The sequence below is a fragment of the Arthrobacter pascens genome, from assembly GCF_030816475.1.
In the GTDB taxonomy this organism is placed as follows: Bacteria; Actinomycetota; Actinomycetes; order Actinomycetales; family Micrococcaceae; genus Arthrobacter; species Arthrobacter pascens_B.
The window spans coordinates 1,775,970-1,795,315 of record NZ_JAUSXF010000001.1 but is presented as its reverse complement, the minus strand read 5'-3'; the positions used below and the strand labels follow the sequence as shown (position 1 = coordinate 1,795,315).

The 19,346-nt window shown below is 63.3% G+C and carries 12 protein-coding genes and 3 pseudogenes; 10 read left to right on the top strand and 5 right to left on the bottom strand.

Going from position 1 to position 19,346, the window contains the following annotated elements:
- Positions 1 to 76: 76 nt before the first annotated feature.
- Positions 77 to 450, top strand: a pseudogene (locus QFZ40_RS08235) (UBP-type zinc finger domain-containing protein).
- 121 nt (positions 451 to 571) lie between these two features.
- Here QFZ40_RS08235 and QFZ40_RS08230 read toward each other — a convergent pair.
- On the bottom strand, positions 572 to 724 hold the full coding sequence (locus QFZ40_RS08230) for a hypothetical protein (RefSeq protein ID WP_306903804.1): 153 nt from the start codon (positions 722 to 724) through the stop codon (positions 572 to 574).
- Positions 725 to 1,018: 294 nt separating this feature from the next.
- Between QFZ40_RS08230 and QFZ40_RS08225 the strand changes: the two are divergent.
- The 4 genes and pseudogenes from QFZ40_RS08225 to QFZ40_RS08210 all read left to right on the top strand — a co-directional run bounded on the left by QFZ40_RS08225 (position 1,019) and on the right by QFZ40_RS08210 (position 4,854).
- Positions 1,019 to 2,560, top strand: a pseudogene (locus QFZ40_RS08225) (DUF222 domain-containing protein).
- Positions 2,561 to 2,818: 258 nt separating this feature from the next.
- Positions 2,819 to 3,511 (top strand): MSMEG_4193 family putative phosphomutase, encoded by a 693-nt coding sequence (locus QFZ40_RS08220; protein ID WP_306903803.1) that lies wholly within the window; start codon positions 2,819 to 2,821, stop codon positions 3,509 to 3,511.
- A gap of 24 nt (positions 3,512 to 3,535) precedes the next feature.
- The gene (locus tag QFZ40_RS08215; protein ID WP_306903802.1) at positions 3,536 to 4,087 is read left to right on the top strand and encodes a DUF3090 domain-containing protein; all 552 of its coding nucleotides are present in this window, start codon (positions 3,536 to 3,538) and stop codon (positions 4,085 to 4,087) included.
- Positions 4,087 to 4,854: an SCO1664 family protein gene (locus tag QFZ40_RS08210; RefSeq protein WP_306903801.1), complete on the top strand. Its 768-nt coding sequence runs from the start codon at positions 4,087 to 4,089 to the stop codon at positions 4,852 to 4,854. The genes QFZ40_RS08215 and QFZ40_RS08210 overlap by 1 nt, the downstream gene beginning before the upstream one ends.
- 573 nt (positions 4,855 to 5,427) lie before the next feature.
- Here QFZ40_RS08210 and QFZ40_RS08205 read toward each other — a convergent pair.
- Positions 5,428 to 6,119: pseudogene (locus tag QFZ40_RS08205) on the bottom strand (DUF6994 family protein).
- An 823-nt stretch (positions 6,120 to 6,942) separates the two neighbouring features.
- Between QFZ40_RS08205 and QFZ40_RS08200 the strand changes: the two are divergent.
- Genes QFZ40_RS08200 through QFZ40_RS08180 form a run of 5 tightly spaced genes read left to right on the top strand, consistent with a single transcriptional unit; the run spans position 6,943 to position 14,131 of the window.
- Positions 6,943 to 7,425 carry a DUF2397 family protein gene (locus tag QFZ40_RS08200; RefSeq protein ID WP_306903799.1) on the top strand — a complete coding sequence of 161 codons (483 nt, stop codon included), beginning with the start codon at positions 6,943 to 6,945 and terminating at the stop codon, positions 7,423 to 7,425.
- Positions 7,425 to 8,939: a DUF3375 domain-containing protein gene (locus tag QFZ40_RS08195; protein ID WP_306903797.1), complete on the top strand. Its 1,515-nt coding sequence runs from the start codon at positions 7,425 to 7,427 to the stop codon at positions 8,937 to 8,939. Before QFZ40_RS08200 ends, QFZ40_RS08195 begins: the two co-directional genes overlap by 1 nt.
- Positions 8,923 to 9,597, top strand: a complete 675-nt coding sequence (locus tag QFZ40_RS08190) for a DUF4194 domain-containing protein (protein ID WP_306903796.1) — start codon at positions 8,923 to 8,925, stop codon at positions 9,595 to 9,597. The genes QFZ40_RS08195 and QFZ40_RS08190 overlap by 17 nt, the downstream gene beginning before the upstream one ends.
- Entirely contained in the window at positions 9,594 to 12,977 is a 3,384-nt protein-coding gene (locus QFZ40_RS08185; protein ID WP_306903794.1) for an ATP-binding protein, read from the top strand. The genes QFZ40_RS08190 and QFZ40_RS08185 overlap by 4 nt, the downstream gene beginning before the upstream one ends.
- Entirely contained in the window at positions 12,974 to 14,131 is a 1,158-nt protein-coding gene (locus tag QFZ40_RS08180; RefSeq protein WP_306903793.1) for a Wadjet anti-phage system protein JetD domain-containing protein, read from the top strand. Before QFZ40_RS08185 ends, QFZ40_RS08180 begins: the two co-directional genes overlap by 4 nt.
- Positions 14,132 to 14,154: 23 nt before the next feature.
- On the opposite strand, the gene QFZ40_RS08175 is transcribed toward QFZ40_RS08180, so the two are convergent.
- From QFZ40_RS08175 to QFZ40_RS08165, 3 genes are all read right to left on the bottom strand, one after another.
- Positions 14,155 to 14,334: a hypothetical protein gene (locus QFZ40_RS08175; RefSeq protein ID WP_306903792.1), complete on the bottom strand. Its 180-nt coding sequence runs from the start codon at positions 14,332 to 14,334 to the stop codon at positions 14,155 to 14,157.
- A 197-nt stretch (positions 14,335 to 14,531) separates the two neighbouring features.
- The gene (locus QFZ40_RS08170; RefSeq protein ID WP_306903791.1) at positions 14,532 to 17,240 is read right to left on the bottom strand and encodes a hypothetical protein; all 2,709 of its coding nucleotides are present in this window, start codon (positions 17,238 to 17,240) and stop codon (positions 14,532 to 14,534) included.
- Entirely contained in the window at positions 17,237 to 18,730 is a 1,494-nt protein-coding gene (locus QFZ40_RS08165) for a hypothetical protein (protein ID WP_306903790.1), read from the bottom strand. Before QFZ40_RS08165 ends, QFZ40_RS08170 begins: the two co-directional genes overlap by 4 nt.
- Positions 18,731 to 19,346 lie beyond the last annotated feature (616 nt).

The following is a 19,346-nucleotide window of genomic DNA, read 5'->3' as shown; positions in this document are numbered from 1 at the left end:
CATTCCAAAGGCGCGGAGATTCTGCCAGAATGGCTCCCCGACGGTGGCCAAGCGGGATGACCTGAGAATAATGGAAATGGAGGACCTCTTGGATGATCGCCCTATTCGGGGAATCAGCCTGGCCGCCACACCCAGTGGAACAGGGTGTCTGGAATGCCTCAGCGGTGATGGCCCAGGATGGTGGCTACATCTTCGCCGCTGCGCCCAGTGCGGCCACATCGGATGCTGCGATACATCACCCTCACAGCATGCCAGTGCCCATGCACGCACCGTCGGTCCCCCGTTATGAGGTCCTTTGAACCTGGGGAGGATTGGTTCTACGAGCACACCACGAAGAAGTTCTTCCGCGGCCCGCGGCTTCCGGGTCCTCAATCCAGGCCACTGGAACAGCCGGCACCCGCACCGGCAGACAAGGTACCGGCAGACTGGCGAGGGCACTTACATCGGTAACCGCGGATGCAGCGCTAACTTCTCTGACCCCGGGATTCGGCGACGGATGAAGGGCGTGCCCAATTCCCTGCAGACGGGAAGCAATACCTGCCTCGGTGGCGTATATACGTCCAGGCCTACGCTAACGGCGCACACGTAACTGGGAAATACTGAGGGCAATGCGGCCGACTGCCTGGGTGATCTGGGCGGCCAGATCCCTGTTGGACGGGTTGGTCGGCTGGCCGTGGCCGGATCCGGAAACAATGAATTCTCTGCCACCGACGATTGCTGGCACGGCCCAGCAGCACAGCTTTGGCTGGCGGTCCACGCAGACAGTCACGCCGTGGCGTTCAATAACGGCGCCTCGGTGATTGGGCGATTTTCGTAAGGTTCTGCCCAAATGGAGGGCGAATGTACGCACTTTGCATGGGGAAACAGTGGACTTGCCGGATCTGCCGTCCGGTTGGACATGGGAAGGTCGAGCTGGCAGGCTCACGGCGTGGCTCGGGGACGGAGTTCCTTGCCGATCAGCGAAACGGCCCCCGGCATGCCCTCATAAAATGTCAGACCCCCCTTCCAAAATGAGTACATGTCAAGCGAAGCGGTGGCAAAGGCTTTTGAGGCGATGGGCGCCGCGATTGCCATGCTTAACGTGGAGGTGGCAGCGTCCGGTTGCCGGGTGCCCTCAGATACGGATCCTCTGGCCTCCGTCGCTGATGATTGCTTGGATATCCTTGCCGGGGTTGCAAGGGTGGAGGCTCGGCTGGCGGCGTTGAAGGCGGAGGCGGCCGCTAACTACGCGGACTCCGCACGGTCCGCCGCTCCTCTGGACATGCCGGTCCAAGCTCAGGAAATGTCCATAGCTGCAGAGGTGGGTTGCGTACTGGCAATCGGCGACCGGGCCGCAGGCGCACTGCTGGCGCACTCCTATGCCTTGGCAACGTCCCTGCCACGTACCCTGGCAGCCCTGCAGGCGGGGAAGGTTTCGTGGCAGCACGCCAAGGTGATGGTGGACGAGACCGCCACCCTTGACTGCGACGCAGCGGCGGCGCTGGAAGCCCACTTCCTCGATGCTGACGCACCCAATCCCGCCCGCGGTTGCCCGGCCGGCGAGATGCCGGCCTATAGGTTCCGGCGGAAAGCCCGGACCTGGCGGGAACGCCACCACCCGGAAAGCATCGAAAAACGCCACGCTAAGAGCGCCGAGGACCGGTGCCTGGAATATGCCCCGGAGCAGGACGGCATGGCGCGGGTGTCCGCCTACTTGCCCGCAGACCAGGCGGCTGCCATCTGGAACCGCATCACCGCCATCGCCCGGGGACTGTAAGGACCCCATGAGGACAGGACGCTCACGCAGCTACGGGCAGACCTGTTCGCCACGACTGCCCTTCGAAGCGAAGCCGGCTGTACGCGCTGCGGTAATGCCACAGGCATCGGCGTCGGCAGGGGCGGGGCGGGGGCTGGGGTGCCGGGTCTTGCCGATGTCCCCACGCCTCGGGCCGCGATTCTGGTCACCGTTCCTGTCTTCTCCCTGCTTGGGGTGACCGAGGAACCGGCAATGCTGGACGGGTACGGACCCATTCCTGCCTCCATGGCACGGGATCTGGTGTCCAATGGGGCGGACTCGTTCCGCCGGGTGCTCGTGGATCCACGGGACGGGGCGCCCTTGGAAATCGGCCGCGCCAGTTACCGGATCACAAAGGCCATGCGCAACTGGCTACGGATGCGCGACGGCAAATGCCCGTTCCCCGGATGCAGCAATCACTCCCTGGATAACGAAGCAGACCACCTCTTGGCCTGGCATCATGGCGGAACCACTGGGATCAGCAATCTGGGACAACCGTGTCCCCGGCACCACAGACTCAAACACACCAGCGGCTGGAGACCGACGCCGGCAACAAAGAATGAGCCGCCCGGCTGGATCTCACCGAGTGGGCGGAAGTACAAAAGCGAGCACCAGGACTGGGAACCGCCCCACTGGCCGCTTTCACGGACGCCGCAAGCCGGAGAACGGCACGGCCAGGAGCCCCATCCACCCGTGCCGAGCGCCCTGCGCGGGACTGTGGACTATCTTCAGATGCCGCCTGCAGCCGGAGAAGACGGCCTGCACGCGTATCTCGGTGCAAGATGAGCTGCCGGCCAAACCTCAGTATTGGTAACGTGGTGGTCGCCAATAGGTCGATAGCCCCCTCCAGGTTGGCCGGCTGAACCCCTATGTCTCTTCGACGCCTTTGACGTGCCCGGGCCATGCTTTGCCCGTAATACCTTCTTGGTCTTCTTGGTTGTGTATCACCCGATGCCCTTGATACACCGAGAGTGGTGACGTGGCCGGCAAATTTCCAAAGGTGTGGGTAAACACTGCCGTCAAGCGGGTGGTTAGGCTGGATGGATGGCGACAGTTATCCTCGTGCGGCACGGCCGCACCACAGCCAATGCCGCTGGACTGCTGGCGGGTCGGGCGGCCGGCGTCAGCTTGGACCAAATCGGGCGCGAGCAGGCAGCTTTGACCGGAGACCGACTCGCGGTGGTGCCCTTAGCTGGGGTGGTATCGAGCCCCCTCGAGCGTTGTCAGCAGACCGCCCAGCTCATCCTCGATCGCCAGGCTGGGACCCCGTACGCGCCATTGGAACCCGATCTTACCGAGTGCGATTACGGCCAGTGGCAGGGCCGCACGCTCAGTGATCTCGCAACAGAGGATCTGTGGGCGGCTGTGCAGTCGCAGCCGTCCGCGGTCGTTTTTCCCGGCGGTGAATCCATGGCGGCCATGCAGGCTCGATCGGTAGCCGCAATCCGACGCCACGATGTAGCCTTCGAAGCCGAGTACGGACAAGGAGCCGTGTGGGTGGCGGTGAGTCACGGTGACATCATCAAATCAATCCTCGCTGACGCGCTCGGTATGCACCTAGACCTGTTCCAGCGCATTAACGTGAGCCCTGGCTCCGTATCGATCGTGCGCTACAGCGCCAGTCGGCCAAGCGTCTACGCGACCAACACCGATGCCGGGGATCTCTCCTGGCTGTCGAACGGCATCCACTCCGGAGATGCACCCGTGGGCGGCGGTGCAGGGCAACAGGCTCCGTGAAGCGCCTGTGCCTAAAATGCTCTTATGCCTACACGTGTTCATGAGTTTGCCTGGCCTGATCGGGTCGTCGTCGGCACCATTGGCCTTCCGGGCGCACGGACGTTCTACCTGCAGGTGCGCGCAGGGACTCAGATCGTAAGTATCGCCATGGAGAAGCAGCAGTCCGCTCTGCTCGCAGATAAAATCGACGAGATTCTCGACCAGCTTCTCAAGGTGGAGGGAAACCCTCACAGTGTTCCCACCAGTACCCCCATTGAATTGGTTGACAATGACCAGCTCGAGGCAGTTCAGGAGCAGTTCCGGACCGGCGCCATGAGTTTAGGTTGGGACCCGACGACGGCGCAGGTGGTCATGGAGGCCTACCCGATCGCCGATGTTGATGCCGAAGACGACGGGTCACTTGGGGAGGACGGCGCTGAATTGCCCGAAATGCTGCTGGTGCGGATGCCGGTTGGTACCGCCCGTGCCTTCGCCAAGCGCACCCGTGAGGTTGTCGGCGCCGGGCGTCCCGCTTGCCCGCTTTGCGGTTACCCGTTGGACCCAGACGGACACGTCTGCACCCTTCCCGAGGTCTGATGCCGGCGCCCGACCTGCTGACCGCCGAGCTGACGCTCACTGGGCGCATTACGACGGCGTCGAACGCCACCTTCCTGGGCAGCATCGGCGACACGGCCGTCGTCTACAAGCCGATAGCCGGGGAGAAAGCGCTGTGGGATTTTCCCGACGGCTTCCTTGCCCACCGTGAGGTTGCCGCCTACCTGGTCTCGGAAGTCCTTGGCTGGAATGTGGTGCCACGCACCTGGCTGCGGGATGGTCCGTTCGGCACAGGAATGGTGCAGCTCTGGCAGGAGACAGACCCCAACCAGAACGCGGTTGACCTCGTCGCAACGGACGACGTCGCGGAAAGCGGTTGGAAACACGTCCTCGAGGGTCAGGATGAGGAGGGACGGATGGTCGCCCTCATCCACGAGGACTCTCCGGCGCTCAGACGCATGGCAGTGTTCGACGTCGTCGTGAACAACGCCGACCGCAAAGGCGCTCACATCCTTGCCATGACGGACGGGCACCGGCACGGCGTGGATCATGGGCTCACCTTTCACTGTGACCACAAGCTGCGCACGGTGCTGTGGGGGTGGCTGGGAGACGTTCTGACCGTCGAGGAACTTGAGGGCATCGACCGTGTCAAGGAAGGGCTGGACGGTGAGCTGGGCCGCAACCTGGCGGACCTGATCAGCGCCGAAGAAATTGCGTCGGCCGCCGCTCGCTGCGCCCGGTTGCGCTTGGAGGGTCGGTTCCCTGCTCCGAGCGGTGAGATGTCGGCGATGCCCTGGCCGCTGTTCTGAGCGAGTTACGGCTGCGTGGCTTCTCCGGCGACGTCTAGTGGACCACCTGAATAATTAGTGCTTAGGACTCGGGGGCCGGCAGGACCGCAGCACTTTGCGATGGTTCCATGTCCAGTATCAGGGGCATGTGGTCGCTGAACTCCAGCCACTCCTCGTGCCGGCCGATTTCGAGGGCCGCTGAGGCTCCGCGGAGGAAGGCGTAGTCGATGTGGTGACCGAAGTGCAGCTTCTTCGCGTGGTATTAGGTTTTGGTACTTTCGCCGTCCACGATGAACGGCCTGCATAACATGACTCCGGCACCGCACTTGGTGCGAGGCCGGAGTCATTTTACTGACCTACGGGTAACCGGTCAGGCTGCCTGATCGTAGTTGTGAGGCTGCCGGCTAGTTGGCGAGAGACGCCAGATGCGGACCAGCGTGATTCCGAGGATTGGTGGACTACTGCACAAGTCGGCTGACTGACCTAGTTGGCGAAATCGATAAGCATTGCGGAGTACCAACGCGCCTCGCTTCACGAACTTGCCCAGTCTTCAGCGGGTATTCACTGTAGCTTTCGAACCTGCTGATCAGAAGGTCAGGGTTGTGCGTCGATCCTCTTGTTGCGTGCACGGATGAAATCCCTGCTGCGTTGTAAATACTTGAGGTATTCGTCGGGGGTCTTTGGAACCACCGGTGTGCTGAAGTTGTCGAACGGGTGGAAGAACCGGATGGTGCCGTCCTTATTGATGAGATCCTGCAGCAGGAAGAATTCAACGTACCCGTCAAAGTCCTTGAACAGGGCAAAAAAGTTTGAGTACCTGTCCAGGACCTCTCCGAGCTTGTTCGGCAGCTCGCCTGTATAGTCGCGGCGGATGCATTCCAAGGTCACGTCGATGCGGTCGGCGATGCTGGGGTGGAATCCGCGCGCACCATTGATGGTCTGTTTCCCGTCAACGATGTTGCCGGGGAAAACAAGGGTGCTTCCGGCGGTGTAGCCACCATACTCAGGCAGCTCAGCGGCCGGAATCTTCGCTATGACGCTGGCTGCCTTTCCCAGCAGCCTGGTCGTTATGGCGTCGCTGGCGAGAAAGAAACACCCAGCTCGGACCAGTGCACGAGGTATCTGCCGGGCTCTTGTACCAGATCGAAGCGTCCTCCGCCGTAGGGCAGATCCTTGCTCCACAGCAGTTGGTGGTGCCTGCGCAGGGTCGGGCTGTGCTTGTCGGGGTCCTTTCCCGTCGGAGTATCCGAGTGGTAGTAAAAGGACGTGTCAACGCCTGCGGTCATAGTGTTTCTCCCCCTGCTTGCCCGATTCAGCAGGCATGCCGTCAACGGTTCCACTGCATCGAGGCTACTGAGCGTGGCCAGCTCCCCGGCCGCCACAAAACGAGACTTTACCTCGCCCCCGCCCTCCAGGGCGTTCGCCGCACACACGTTGCGGCATTGCATGTTACGCGCCGCATTCAGTCGCCCTCAATGAAGAGGACCATCAACGATCAGGCCGGGGAGGGCCATTGGCTACGGGATCGTACCCACGGACACAGCCCTTAACCAACCCTCTGTGGTCTCACCGTTAATCGTTGCCTCACCCGAAGCCCCCGGCCCCTACCCGGCTCAAGCTGTCTGTTCCTGGACCCGTCTACATAGGTTCCCGAAGTCGTCTGCACCGATGATCGCGGCGCGACACGCAGGCAGGTGATCTCCTTGGCTGCCGGCGGCCAGAGGGTGCGCGGCTCATCGGGTATCGCCCGCTCACCGCGCGGATGCTTCACAATGCACTTTGGCCTCCTATGCCGGCGTCAGGTGGTCCGGCATGAGGGCCCCATTCTTCGTCGGATACCACCACGTGCCTTGTTCCCGCACAGCAGCGTCATTCATTGTCCAGTCAACGGGCAGCCCCGCGTTGAAGGTTGCATTATAGATATAGGATGGACATTCGTCAAGGCTATTCAGCGACATATTTGCCAGATCGTGATACTTTCATCCAAGGACGCCTTGCCGCGACTGATCCAAAGTGTCGCACCGCTGCCCTACTGTAGGCCGGACAACGAATATCTACCGACCGAGGGCGAGCGACCCGACCGCGGCAGCAATGAGCAGAGGGGACACCTTGATAGACGCTGGGACAACGCAGGCGGAGGCGGATCCAGCGCCGGAGCGGCGGGATCTGTACCGGTACGTGACCGCTGACAATGCCGAAGAGTACATCGCCATCATGCGCCTCTTTTCCTCCACTCTCCTGGCCGACCTGTCGGCAGGAGAGGCGCAGTCGGCGCTCGAACGCTTCGGCGCCCAGATCAGTGTCGACGACCCCGAAAGCCGCTGCCGCCAGCTGGAACAGTGGGGCAACCTGGTGCGGCCTGTTCGCGACGCCCGCGCCGCCACCGTGGCCGAATGGGTCCGCTCACGCTCCCGGTATCAGGTGTCCAAGCTCGGCGGTCGCGTCGCCCGCCAAGTCGACGAGGTGATTAGCGCCAGCGACGGTGCCCGCGAAGTCGCCCGCGAGCTGCTGGGCGCGACCGATGTGCCTACGCCTGGACCATCGTGTCGGCGCAGTGGCTTAGCATCGGTATCAACGGGGGAAGGAACATGATGAGCGGCATCGAGGGTGAAGTTGCACGCATTCGCGAAATCCTTGATAAGCCGACGTTGCGTCTCCTTGACCGCAAATATGCCCCACTGGCCCTCGCCGTATTCAACGCCTTGTTCGGCGGGGACCGGGAACGGGTCAAAGCGGACCGGCTCCACTCCCAGGTCGACGCCTATCTGGGAGAGCTCCGGGCCGTAGGTGAGGATTTGGGCGCCGCCGCGTCCGGCCGGGCCCAGTGCGTTCTATGGATGAACCACAAATGGCTGTTCCGCTCCGTCGGAGAGGACGGCGAGGAAGAATACTCCCTTACCTCCCACACGCTCGAGGCACTGAAGCTGACCAACAGTCTGGCCAAGGACCGGGCACTGATCAGTGAGTCCCGTATCGCGACCATCCTTGACACCGTCCGGGCGTGGGCTACCGAAGCGAACCCGGACCGGCAGGCCCGCATCGACCGTCTGGATGAGCAGATCGCGGCCCTGACCGCCCAGCGGGACGAGCTTGCCTCAGGTGCCGAAATGGCGGTCATGGACGAGGACAGGATGCTGGATGGGTACGCCAACTTGACCGACCTGATCTCCCAGCTGCCGAGCGACTTCAAACGGGTTGAGGAATCCGTCGGCGAAATGCACCGCCAGATCATCAACGATTTCCGCTCGGAGGTCCGCAACGTCGGCGAAGTCCTGGATGAGTACCTGCTGCGGACAGACAAGCTGATGGGTGCCACACCGGAGGGAAGAGCCTTCGAGGGCGCCTTCGAACTGCTTCGAGATGACGCGCTCCTGCTGGGGCTGCGCACCGACCTCCAGACCATCGTCGAGCACCCGTTCGCTGCGGTGCTCGCTACAGCTGAACAACGCGAATTCCTCGGCACGGTGGCGCTGATCAGAAAGGGCATCCGGGACGTCCTGGACCGCCGGATGAAACTGACTACGACACTGCGCGAGCACATCGTGAACCATGACGCGCTCAGGGACCGTGAGCTGGACGACCTCCTGCGCCGGGTAGGCAGAAGCCTCGGGACGTGGATGGAGACGGCGCCCCGGCGTGCCGCCGTTCCGGTTGACCTCACCCCGGACGAACTCGACATCAGCTACCTAAAGGCCAACTTCTACGACCCTGCCGCCGACGTTGCCCCGCCGGCGCTGGAAGACACTTCCGCGGGTGCGCCCGCACCGCTGGACCTGGAGCAGATCCGCAAACAAGGCGGGCCGCTCCTGCAAGAGATGCGCAACGCCGTTGTGGAAAGCTACGCCGCCGGAACGGCGCTCACGGCCGGGGAGATGTTCAACACCCTCCCCGAGCATCTGCGCCGGCCCGTGGAGATCCTGGGCCTGCTCCAAATCTTCGCCCAGGCAGGGTCCGCGGAGACCCGTACCCAGACCGAATCCTTCTTCACCATCCGGCCCGACGGCACCACAAGAGAGTTCCTGGTCCCCTTGCTGGAACTGACCGCAGAGAACGTTGCCGCCATAGCCGCCTACAACGAAAGAGGCTCCGATGAGCAGCAACCCTGACGACGGCGACGGATTCTGGGCGGACAGCACCAGCACGGCCGTGTTCCCTGGCGACACCGGGGAACTGGACTTTGATGAGCGCAGGGCCCTGACGGCGATCCTGAAAAACCACTACATCAGCGGTGCAGACCATTCCGCCGAGTGGAAGACCCTGATGGAGTCGGAGTCGTCCATTGTCCGCCGGCTCAACGAGTTGTTCCTTCACTTGCACGTGGACCGCGAACGCGAGGTCGCTTTCAAACGCCAGGTCATCGCCGAGGACGGCCGGAAATACCCGACACTTCTCAGGAACGCCACGTACACCAAGGAGGAGACCATCCTGATGGTCTTCCTGCGGACCCGGTTCCGCAGCGAACATGTCGGCACCACCACCGAAGTTTTCGTGGACCGGGACGAACTGCGCGGTGCCGTGGAATCCTACCGGCCGGCGAATGCCACCGACCATTCCGGCGACGCCCGCCGGGCCGATAACGCCATCGACAGCCTGTTGAAGAGCCGGGTTCTGCAGACCACCCCGGACCCTGAGCGGCTGCGGATCTCTCCGGTCATCGAAGTGCTCATGCCTGTACCGCGGCTGAGGGAGCTCCTGGACTGGCTCGAACAGGCCGGGACCGGCGGCCAGACAACGGCGCCCGCCACCGAAGGGGTAGAAGCATGACGCAGATGACGTTCGAGATGGAAGGCGTTGAGGAGCCCGTTGAGCAGCTGACGGCGACGGCCGATACAGCTCAATGGCGGGCCCTGCACCTGCAGGTCATCAACTGGGGCGGCTTCCAGGGGCACACCCAAGTGGCTTTCGCTTCGGGAGCGACCCTGCTCTCCGGCGCGTCCGGAACCGGAAAGAGCACCCTGATGGATGCCTACCTGGCCCTCATGATGCCCTCCGATGTGCCGTTCAACGGCGCCTCCAACGACGCGACATCCGGCCGGGCCCGCGGCGTCGACCAGCGCAACGTGGTCACCTACTTGCGCGGAAAGACCGATGCTCACCGTGAATCCGGCACCGGTGAGATGCGCGACCGGGTGCTCCGGGGCGAAAACTCCAACACCTGGGGTGCGGTGGGCATGACGTTCGTCAGCGACACCGGCAAGAAGTTCACAGCGCTGCGCTGCTATTACCTGCCCCGCGGCGGTTCCGTCTTCAGCGACGTCATCTCCAAGATGGTCACCTTCGACGAAGACCTGGACCTCCGCGAACTCGAACCGGTGTCCGCAGCGAAATTCGATAAGCGGGCGCTCGAGACGGCCATCCCCGGAGCCCACGTCCATCCGACCTACAACGCCTTCTCCGACGTGCTTTTCGCCCGGCTTGGGATCGGCGCCAACGGTGACGGAAAGAAGGCCCTGCGGCTCCTGGCCCGTATTCAGGCAGGCCAGCAGGTGACGGACGTGGACGGGCTTTACAAATCCCTGGTCCTGGAAGAGCCGGGGACCTACGCCGCCGCCGACCGGGCGCTCGCCCACTTCGCTGACCTGGAGGCCTCGTACGCGTCCATGCAGAATGAGGCGGAGAAGAGCAAGGCCCTGGCTGCGCTGCCCAAGATCCGCGAAACCCTGGCACGGGCCACCGCTGACGCCGCGCTGGTCGAGGAGATCATCGGTGGCCCCTCGTCCCCGCTGGCGGTCTGGCAGAACCGGACCGAGACCGGGCTTATCGACAACGTCCTGAGCGCCAACGCGGAGAACACCGACGCCCAGCAGCGGCTCCTGCGGGCAGCCGCCGAGGACGAGGCGGCATTCGCAGTGCAACTGGCAGAGAATCAGGAAGCACAGCGGAACAACGGCGGCAACGAACTGGGTCGTCTCCGGACGGAGCTGGAGACGTTCCGCGCGAGGCTGCCCCGGGTAGCAGAGCTCCGCGGTGCCTTCGATGACCGTGCCGCTGTAATTGACACCGTCGTGGAGACGGAGGAGGACTTCAACGCCGCCACCGCCGCGGCCCGGGTCTTCCTGGCCGGGTACGACCGCCGGGAGCGGCTTCTGGCCGAGGAGAAAGAAGAGATCGGCAAAGAGCGCTACCCGGTCATGGACCGGGCCAGCAAACTCACGGCCGAGCGCGCTTCCCTGCAGAGCCGGAAAGGACTCGTCCCGCTACAACTGCACGAGGCACGCCTGCGGTTTGCCGCGGCCGCCGGTATTGATCCCGACGACCTGCCCTTCGTCGCTGAGCTGATCGACGTTGCCGCCGGCGAGGAAAAGTGGCGGACCGCCGCCGAGGTGACACTGTCTCCGGTGTCGCGGATCATGCTGGTCGACGAAACCGAGCTTGAACGTTTCAGTCGAGCGATCGACCCGATCCGCGACACCGTGCGGATCCGCTTCGAAGGCGTTCCCCGCCGCGCCTACCGGCACGTCAACGGTGTCCCGGGCAGGGTGTCCGGGAAGCTCGTCTTCAAAGACTCCCCGTTCAGCCACTGGGTCCAGACCAGGGTCCGGGACGCCAGCCTCGATGCCCTCTGCGTGGAATCGTCCGCCGACCTGGGCGGCGGCGGGTACCGGGTCACGCTCAGCGGGCAGACGCGCGACGGCCGGTCCGGGGCGCACGGCGGGGCCGGGCGTCCCATCCTCGGGTTCTCCAACAAGGGCCGGATTGCCGCGATCACGGAGGAACTGGAGGCGTGCGAGGCTGAACTCACCGACTACGCCGGCAGGCTTGAGGACATCGATGCCGCGGCCCGCCGGCTCCGGGACTTCCGCAGCTCCCACGAATACATCCTGGCCCGGGAATGGGCCGACATTGACGTTGCCTCCGTCGAGGACGGCATTGCCAGGGTCCAGGCGGAGGAACAGCGCATCCTTGGCTCCAGCGACATCCTCACGCAACTGCGGGAGAAGGAAGAGGAGCTGAACGGGCAGCTGGACGAGGCGCGCGGGCGCCGGTACACCGCGAAGTCGCGGGTCGATCAGCTGGCCGACGAAGAGGCGCGGCTGACGCTTCGGCGGCAGGAACTGCTCCTGGTCTCTGAGCAGCTGAGGGCGGACGCAGCCGAACTTTGCGATGTTCACAACGGATTCCTGACGGCCCATTTCGCTGCGGTTGGAAACCCGGAGAGCCTGACCGACTTCGGCGGCAACATCAAACGCATGATGGACAAGCTGAACGCCGACCAGGACTCCTGCCAGCGGGAGGCGAAACGGGCCACGGAGGCCCTGACGGGCCTGTTTGAAAGCTACCTGGACCGTTGGGATGATCCCAACCTGGGCACCACTATGGCATCGGTGGAAGACTTCCAGACCATCTACGACGACATCGTCACTACGGGCCTTCACGACCGGCGCCGGGAATGGGTCCGCCGGCTCGCGGAATGGTCCGGCCAGGACCTCGTCCCGCTCAACGGAGCGTTCGAGACGTCTGTGGAGGAGATCCAAAGCCGGCTCGTCCCGGTCAACGCCATCCTTTCCACGCTGGCGTTCGGCGCGGGCCGGGACCGGCTGAAAATTGACCTCCGGCTCCTCAGCAGCGACCGGGTCGGCGCGTTCCGGAAGGAACTGCGGGAGCTTTCATCCGGCGCCACCAGGGACCTCACCGAGGCGCAGGTGGACGCCCAGTTCCAGCGGCTGCGGCAATTTATGAACCGGATCCGGAAAAGCGATGACGGCGGCCGGCACGGAGAGCGGGACACCTTCCTGGATGTGCGCCGCCATGTGGAGATCACAGCGGTAAGCATTGACGCGCAAGGCCAGCAGCTGGCAACGTACTCGTCCCTGGGCGGCAAGAGCGGCGGCGAATCGCAGGAGCTGGTCGCATTCATCGTCGGTGCTGCGCTGCGGTTCCAGCTCGGCGACGAAAGCCGCACCCGGCCCCGGTTCGCACCGGTCTTCCTGGACGAAGGGTTCGTGAAATCGGACAGCGAATTCGCCGGCCGCTCTGTTGAGGCGTGGAAGGGCCTGGGGTTCCAGCTGCTCATCGGCGCGCCCCTCGATAAGGTCACCGCGCTGGAGCCGTACGCGGATCTCGCCCTTTCGATGACCAAGAACCCGGTCACCGGGTACTCATACGTCCAGGAAGTCCGGTCCGTCCCGAGGCCCGGCGTATGAAGGGCCCGGCCCAGGTCACCGCGGACATCCAGCGCCGGCTGGCCTCCACGTGGCATCTGGACGCGTCCAGGGAACTGGCGTCCTGGCCGCACACGGTCCCTCTCGGCCGCGTCTCCGGGACGGAGCTGGGCGCCGGGTTTCCGGACTTCCAGCGCCGGGCCGCAGAAATCCGTGGCTGGGCACAGGAAAACGGACTCACGGTCTCCGTTGAGACGCGCAGGGTTCTGGGCACCCCGCAGCAGATCCCGACCCATGTAATCGTCCCCGACATCGGCACCGCCGTGCTGGTCGCCGGGCGGGAATGGCGGGACCGCTATCGTCGCGGACAGTCACGGGCGGCAATCCTGGAGCAGCTGCACCCCGGTCTGGAAAATCTCTCCGCCGTTGTGCGTTCGGTCGACAAATACACTGACCAGGATTTCGGCCTCCTCAACATGGCGGCCGCCTGGTTTCGGGAGCATGAGGCCCATGGCCTGACACCCCGGCAAGTGCCGATCCCGGGCCTGCACGCTAAATGGCTGAACAGCCACGGCCCGGAACTGAGGCAGCTCTCCGGCAAGGCCGACCTGGGCTTACTGCCGCAGCACCCGTCCCGGTTGCATTTCGCCTACCTCGACCCGGCTTATCTGGCCACCAGCGGACGACGACACGATTCCGTGTCCAGAGGCGACACGATGACCCCTGCATACACCCCGTCCACGGTGGTCATCGCCGAAAACAAGGACACCGCCATCCACTTCCCCCCTGTTCCCGGCGGGATAGCTGTTGAGGGTGCAGGGTTCAGCGCTGCCGAAACGGCCGGAACGCTGCCCTGGCTGACCGGATGCCCGGCCATCTTTTACTGGGGCGACATGGACGCAGCCGGCTTCGAGATTCTCCACCAGTTCCGGAAGGCCGGGGTGATGGCCGAATCCGTGCTTATGGACACTGCGGCGTACGAGGCTTACCGGCACTTCGGCTCCTTCACTGACGTGAAAGGGCGGGAACTGACCGCCCCGGAGCATAAAAACCTGCCGATGCTGACGGCGACCGAGGAGGCTCTCTACGCCACGCTGACCAACCCTGGCTGGCCAGGGCCTTTCAGGATCGAGCAGGAACGGATCCCACTGCAGGTGGGGTTGCAGGCCATCAGTCAGGCCGGCGCCGGCGGTTAGGCCGTGGCCGCAGATGTGCCCCGCTACCTCCGGAGGACCGGGTAGTATCCGTTGCGGCCGCGGCCAAGCTCGGTCTTCGGCTCCGCCTTGTCGGTCTCGGCTGTCCTCCGGCCCCTGGCGGCGCTGCGCCCGCGGTAGCAGTCCTCCCAGGCCTTCCATTCGTCGGTGGCTTCGACCTCTTCGACCCGGTTGGTCTCGAACATGCGCATCTTCGGGGCGTTCCGGTACACCGGGTTGCGGATCAGCTTGTCCGGCGCGCCCAGGAACTTCTTGAGCGCCGTCGGCGTCGAGGCAGGATTTCGGCGCGCACACGCAGCCGTGAGGAGGCCGCGGCAGTTTCTAGGACCTCGTTCTGAAGGCGCAGACTGGGGCCCTCCTGGGGCCTGGTGCCGCTGGGTGACTACGCCTCACACGTCGCACAAATACCCGCGGGCGTGAGCATCATGAAACAGTCCGGGCAGACTCCCGGAGGCACTCCGGCCTTTCTGGGCATCTGGATGCCAAAGCGCTCGGCTAGTAGCTTCGCTTCGGGGATGGCTTGGTTAAAGGGGCCGTGGTCGACTCTGAACCGTCTGCCGTCAGATGACTGGATTGCTGCAAGAATCACGTTCAACGCGTGCGTGGATCGGTAATGGACCCAGCGGTCTCGGTCGTCGATTTCGATGCAGTACAAGTCAGGATCGGACCACAACGCGATGGCCGATTTTCCCGTTGTCTGTGACTGCGATACCACCCCGAGGGGGACTTTAGACGCGGCCAATATTTTCAATGCGCCCTGGAGCGGGTCCCTCGACCTGACCGAGATCTGCAGGCTATACGGCCCCAGCACTTCTGCGTCGTATCCATGGCCCTCCGCCGCCAGCATGGCGGCGTCCAGCAGAGGGTGTTCGGAGAAGGTGTGGAGCTCATCATAGACATCAGCGGTTTCCAGGGGTCGGCCGCCGGGCGCGGACAGGCATTGGGTGTATTCGGTCACAAGTGGAAGCGGGACAGCACCCAGGTCGAGGTCTCTGCACCTATCATGCAGCCTTTTAGCCTCGTGGGTGGCCGGCGAGGTTGCCGTGTTATCGACTCTGCGTCGCACGCAGGTCAGAGCGACGGCGGCCAGTGCTTTCGCCTCGTCGCCCATGCCGGAAGTATGCGCCTGGTCCAGAGCCTTGCTCAGGAACGAGGTGACGAGCCTTATGGGTTCGGGGTCGTGTTCTTTCCAGTCCCCCGCGCAGTAGAAACACAGCGCGAGGCGCGCGAGGCCGAGGTAGGAGACCGTGCTGAGTCGGCCGGGCATCGTGGCAAACGCCCGGACCCGGTCGCGCCTGGCTTTCTTGATCCTGTCCGGGTCGGCTGCATGCATCAATGGCTCAACGGGCTCGGGGTTGTCAGTGGGCGGTGCGATCTGGTCATCACCGTAAATGGCGGCATCGGCGTCGAGGTCACCGGTTTCGCTCGAATCGAAGTTCTCCCACCCGGTTGACTGCACCGGTGTTGGGAGGCCGAGGGCGAAGCCCGAAAAGACGGGGCCGTGAAGGTGCTGCGCAGTTTGCTCAAGTTCCCACAGCCATGCGGCTGGTTCCTCTTCAAATTCGGCGTTGCGTTCTGCTCCCGATGCTGTGGAGGTGCCGCTGCTGCGGGTGGACGGGGTCTTGAGTGCGGTGACGTCTTCGTGGATTTTTGTGAGCTGGCTTGCGAATGCGTCTAGATAGCGGAGATCGACTCCTAGAAGATCGTCGCGCGACTTGATCCGCGGGCCACCGGCTGCGCGCCCCGCGGCCGGTCGCGTTCTGAGCCGTTCCGGCACGGAAGCAGGCACAGCCGGGCCTCGAGCCAGGATCGTTTCGTCGCCACCCGCCCAGTCGAGTCTCAGCAGCGCGCTGTCTCCCAGCTGGTCTGCCGGAAATGAAGCAGTGCTGTGCCCGGCGACTATCGTGCCGAGACGATTCCAGGAGTCATTGAGCGGGTTATTGGTGTATTCGACCTCGACGGCGAACGGGACCGGATACGCTAGCTCGATTCTTAATTCATTGCCGGCGAGCACCGCGCTAAGCAGCTGGGGCACAGCGAGCCCGGTTGTCTCTGGAGCTATAGTCCCTATTCGTAGCGCCGGAATATCTGTAATGCTCTCCAGCTGAACACGATGGTTCGGGTCAAGCCCGGGCTCGGGCCATAACGGTTCGTCGACGTTTGTGAGGATCCCAAGCTCCACGTTTCCCCCGCTGCTTACCGTGTTGAGCATGGCTGCGGCGGACAGATTCGCGCTGCCTGTCAGCACCTGGCGGTATGGTCCCCGACGCCATTCCACCAATTTCGCATGGCGATACCGATGTGAAGTATCGGCGACTACGGTCAGACCTGTCTGGCCCCTCAGGACACTAGCCAAGGCCTGGGGTTCGACCACGGTCAAACCAGGTTGGACAACAAGGGTGAGCTTTGGGGTCGGGAAGTGTTCTACCAGCGCCCTGACCGCGCGCGCGTGTTCGTCAATGAACGGCGCGTACAACGTCAACTCATCAACCGGCCCACCTGGCAGCTGTGACAGGAAAGATCGGTCGAGGTTGGTGACCAGCTGCGCTCCGTCATCAATGGGAGTGAAACGTTCCAGCGTGCCGCGCAGCTTGGCAGCGACCCTGTTCAGTGCGGCAGCATGGTCCGACGCGAGACGTACGCTGGCAGGCAGTAGTTCAAGCCATTCAGCTAAGTCGGAAAGGGCCTGCGGTGCCTGCCCGTCCTCGGCGCGAAGCACATTCCATAATTCCGAGTTGTGCTGCCACCCTCCCATCGTCAGATTCCCTGACCCAATCAGCGCTAACACCCGGTCGTCTCCCACGAGGAGGGTTAGTTTCGGGTGGAAAGCGCCACTATGCGCCGCGAGGCCAACGAGGTACTGGGTGCCTGCGCCTTTCATGGCGAGCGGATCGGGGCGCCACATCCCGGCGTCTGCAATGACTGTGACCCGCGCACCCATTGACTGGCAAAGGCCCAGGACGCCGCGTTCCAGGAACGCGACGTCCGCGTTGAACGTCAGAAAAAGCGCTTCTTGGACATCCCAGTCACCGCTCGCCTCCATTTCATGCAATAGTGCCGGTACGTTCAGCGGGTCTGCCAACGCGCTCACTGGTCGCGGCCGTTCCGTGTAAGGGTCCAGCGCTCGGCCGCGCCCCTTGTGTCACCAGCGACACGCCTGACCATGCCAAGACCACTCATTACTTGGGTAAGTTGATCCCACCGCAGGGACACCGGACCCCCTCCTTCATTGGATTCCCGGAAGGCATAGCCGTCCCGCACTGTCAGCCTGGTCGGAACCCGCCATCGCCCGTTCGTGAAGGATGACTTGCTCATCGCGACACGTTGGGACCGGGCAAGGAGCACCCCGGTGAGCTCGAATGCGACATCACGCACCGAATGATCATTCCGCTGGTTCAGGAAATCCCTCAACCATGAGGGGGTCAGTTCGTAGTTTCGGCGTTCGCGTTCGGTGCTTTCGAAATATGGTGCCACGTGATCGGAGAGCTGGCCGACCCGACCGGCTCCGATCATGAGCCACGCCAAGTTTTTCGGGCCAGTTTTCAGCGAGTCAATGGCCGGAGCGTACTCGGCGTCGACCAGCCGGCCTGCTTCCACGCCCTCGGGAAGTTCTTTACGAAAGCTTGAGAGCTTCTGGTCCGGTAAGTGCTCCGACAGTGCACGTTGCAGTTGAGCGATGGGCACAGCTCCCGTCATTTGCTCGTTGACAAGCCAGCGCCAGAGGTCCCGCCAAGCCCACGTATACCAGCGCCTCAGGACAACCCCCCGCCATGCAGGAAGAATCTCCAAATGCCGCAGTTGATCGTCGCCGTAGGTTCTCGAGTCGGCGATGAGCTTTCGGCTCAGTTCCAGTGACAAATTATCGGGCTCATACATTTCTATGAGCCGGCAGAGCATGAGGGCTGTCTGTGTCCGGCGGCTATGGGTGGCGACGTCCTCCAGGAGCTGGGATGGGAACATGATTGACCTCAACCAACTGCGTTCAAGTGCGTGCTGACCGCAGAGGCAAAGGCTTGAGTACCCCTCCAGGATGCTGCAGGGGATGGAGTCCATTTTGGCGAGGTCGAGGAGGCCCTCGAACGCGAGCTTCAGCCCTCGTTCATCTGACTTAGGCCCGGGAGCCATCAGCTCGCCCCCTGAAGTAATCAGTCCGAGCAGACGCTCACTAGCCAGGTAGGGTCCTAGAAATCCTCGCGACGCTTGGGCATATGAGCCGGACGCGGCAAGCGCTGAGACATTTAATTCGCCGTCCCGCATCGAAGCCGAAATGATGTCATGGCCGTGGGCCTGTGACATGCCACGATGCTGGTCGGGGAATCGTCGAGCGTGCTGAATCGAGATGGCCCCAAATACGACCTCGCAGCGCCGCAAGGTATCCACGGGGTTCAGATCCTTGTGCGTGGACACCGCCGTCGCCACGTAAGCGTGCAAAGAGTAATAACGTGCGTGCGGTGTCACTGTAGTGACGCCTGGCAGCAATTCCTCGACCCGACGCATCGGGTAACCCTCGACCGCAAGCGGGAACCTCCCGGTATACAGACCGTCGTCTCGTCCCGACCACCGTGGAGCTTCGCTACTCACCCAATCTCCTTAGCGTGAAGCTGGTTCTGTCCTCGAATTGGGGTCGACGCATTCATCTTCTTCCTCACACTTCCCGATGTTGCCAGCGCGCTCCCCCGAACTGACCAGTCGCGTGGCTCGTCATGCAGGCGCAATCGGCCCACATTCGAAGTGCCGTTATACGGCCACGGTAGCGGGCGCGCGCGTCCCTGGCTTATCGGCACGCCGCTGTGGGCGCGTCAGCACCGATGACCTGCGGCTCCGGTTCGATGCCAATGGCAGCCTCTGCCCGTCGGCCACGATGGACGCCCGGTTCGGGGCAATATGTTTCATGCTGAATTTGTTGGGTCAATGGCTGGAGAGCACTGCCGAAGATCGGGAACAATTCCTGGACGACCCGTTGGCGTGGAAAGACTTTGTTCTGTCAGTCCCCGGCGACCCTGAACAACGCTCCGGAGTGGGTAAGCTACGCGGCACCGACGATAGCCTTAGTCGCCTTGGTCGTGTCCGTTGTCGCGTTGGCTGTGGCTGTGGCTGTAGCGACGTATAGGCATGCTGGGCCGCGCGTTAGGGTGACCGCCCGCTCTCCCTGGGGTGGAAGATCGGAAACAATGGTCTTCAAATAGCTGTTGTTGCC

Bases quoted from the DNA above. Each gene is read 5' to 3' on its own strand.
- QFZ40_RS08215 (WP_306903802.1), top strand. From the start codon at position 3,536: ATGCCTACACGTGTTCATGAGTTTGCCTGGCCTGATCGGGTCGTCGTC.
- QFZ40_RS08220 (WP_306903803.1), top strand. From the start codon at position 2,819: ATGGCGACAGTTATCCTCGTGCGGCACGGCCGCACCACAGCCAATGCC.
- QFZ40_RS08195 (WP_306903797.1), top strand. From the start codon at position 7,425: ATGAGCGGCATCGAGGGTGAAGTTGCACGCATTCGCGAAATCCTTGAT.
- QFZ40_RS08175 (WP_306903792.1), bottom strand. From the start codon at position 14,334: ATGTTCGAGACCAACCGGGTCGAAGAGGTCGAAGCCACCGACGAATGG.
- QFZ40_RS08190 (WP_306903796.1), top strand. From the start codon at position 8,923: ATGAGCAGCAACCCTGACGACGGCGACGGATTCTGGGCGGACAGCACC.
- QFZ40_RS08180 (WP_306903793.1), top strand. From the start codon at position 12,974: ATGAAGGGCCCGGCCCAGGTCACCGCGGACATCCAGCGCCGGCTGGCC.
- QFZ40_RS08185 (WP_306903794.1), top strand. From the start codon at position 9,594: ATGACGCAGATGACGTTCGAGATGGAAGGCGTTGAGGAGCCCGTTGAG.
- QFZ40_RS08210 (WP_306903801.1), top strand. From the start codon at position 4,087: ATGCCGGCGCCCGACCTGCTGACCGCCGAGCTGACGCTCACTGGGCGC.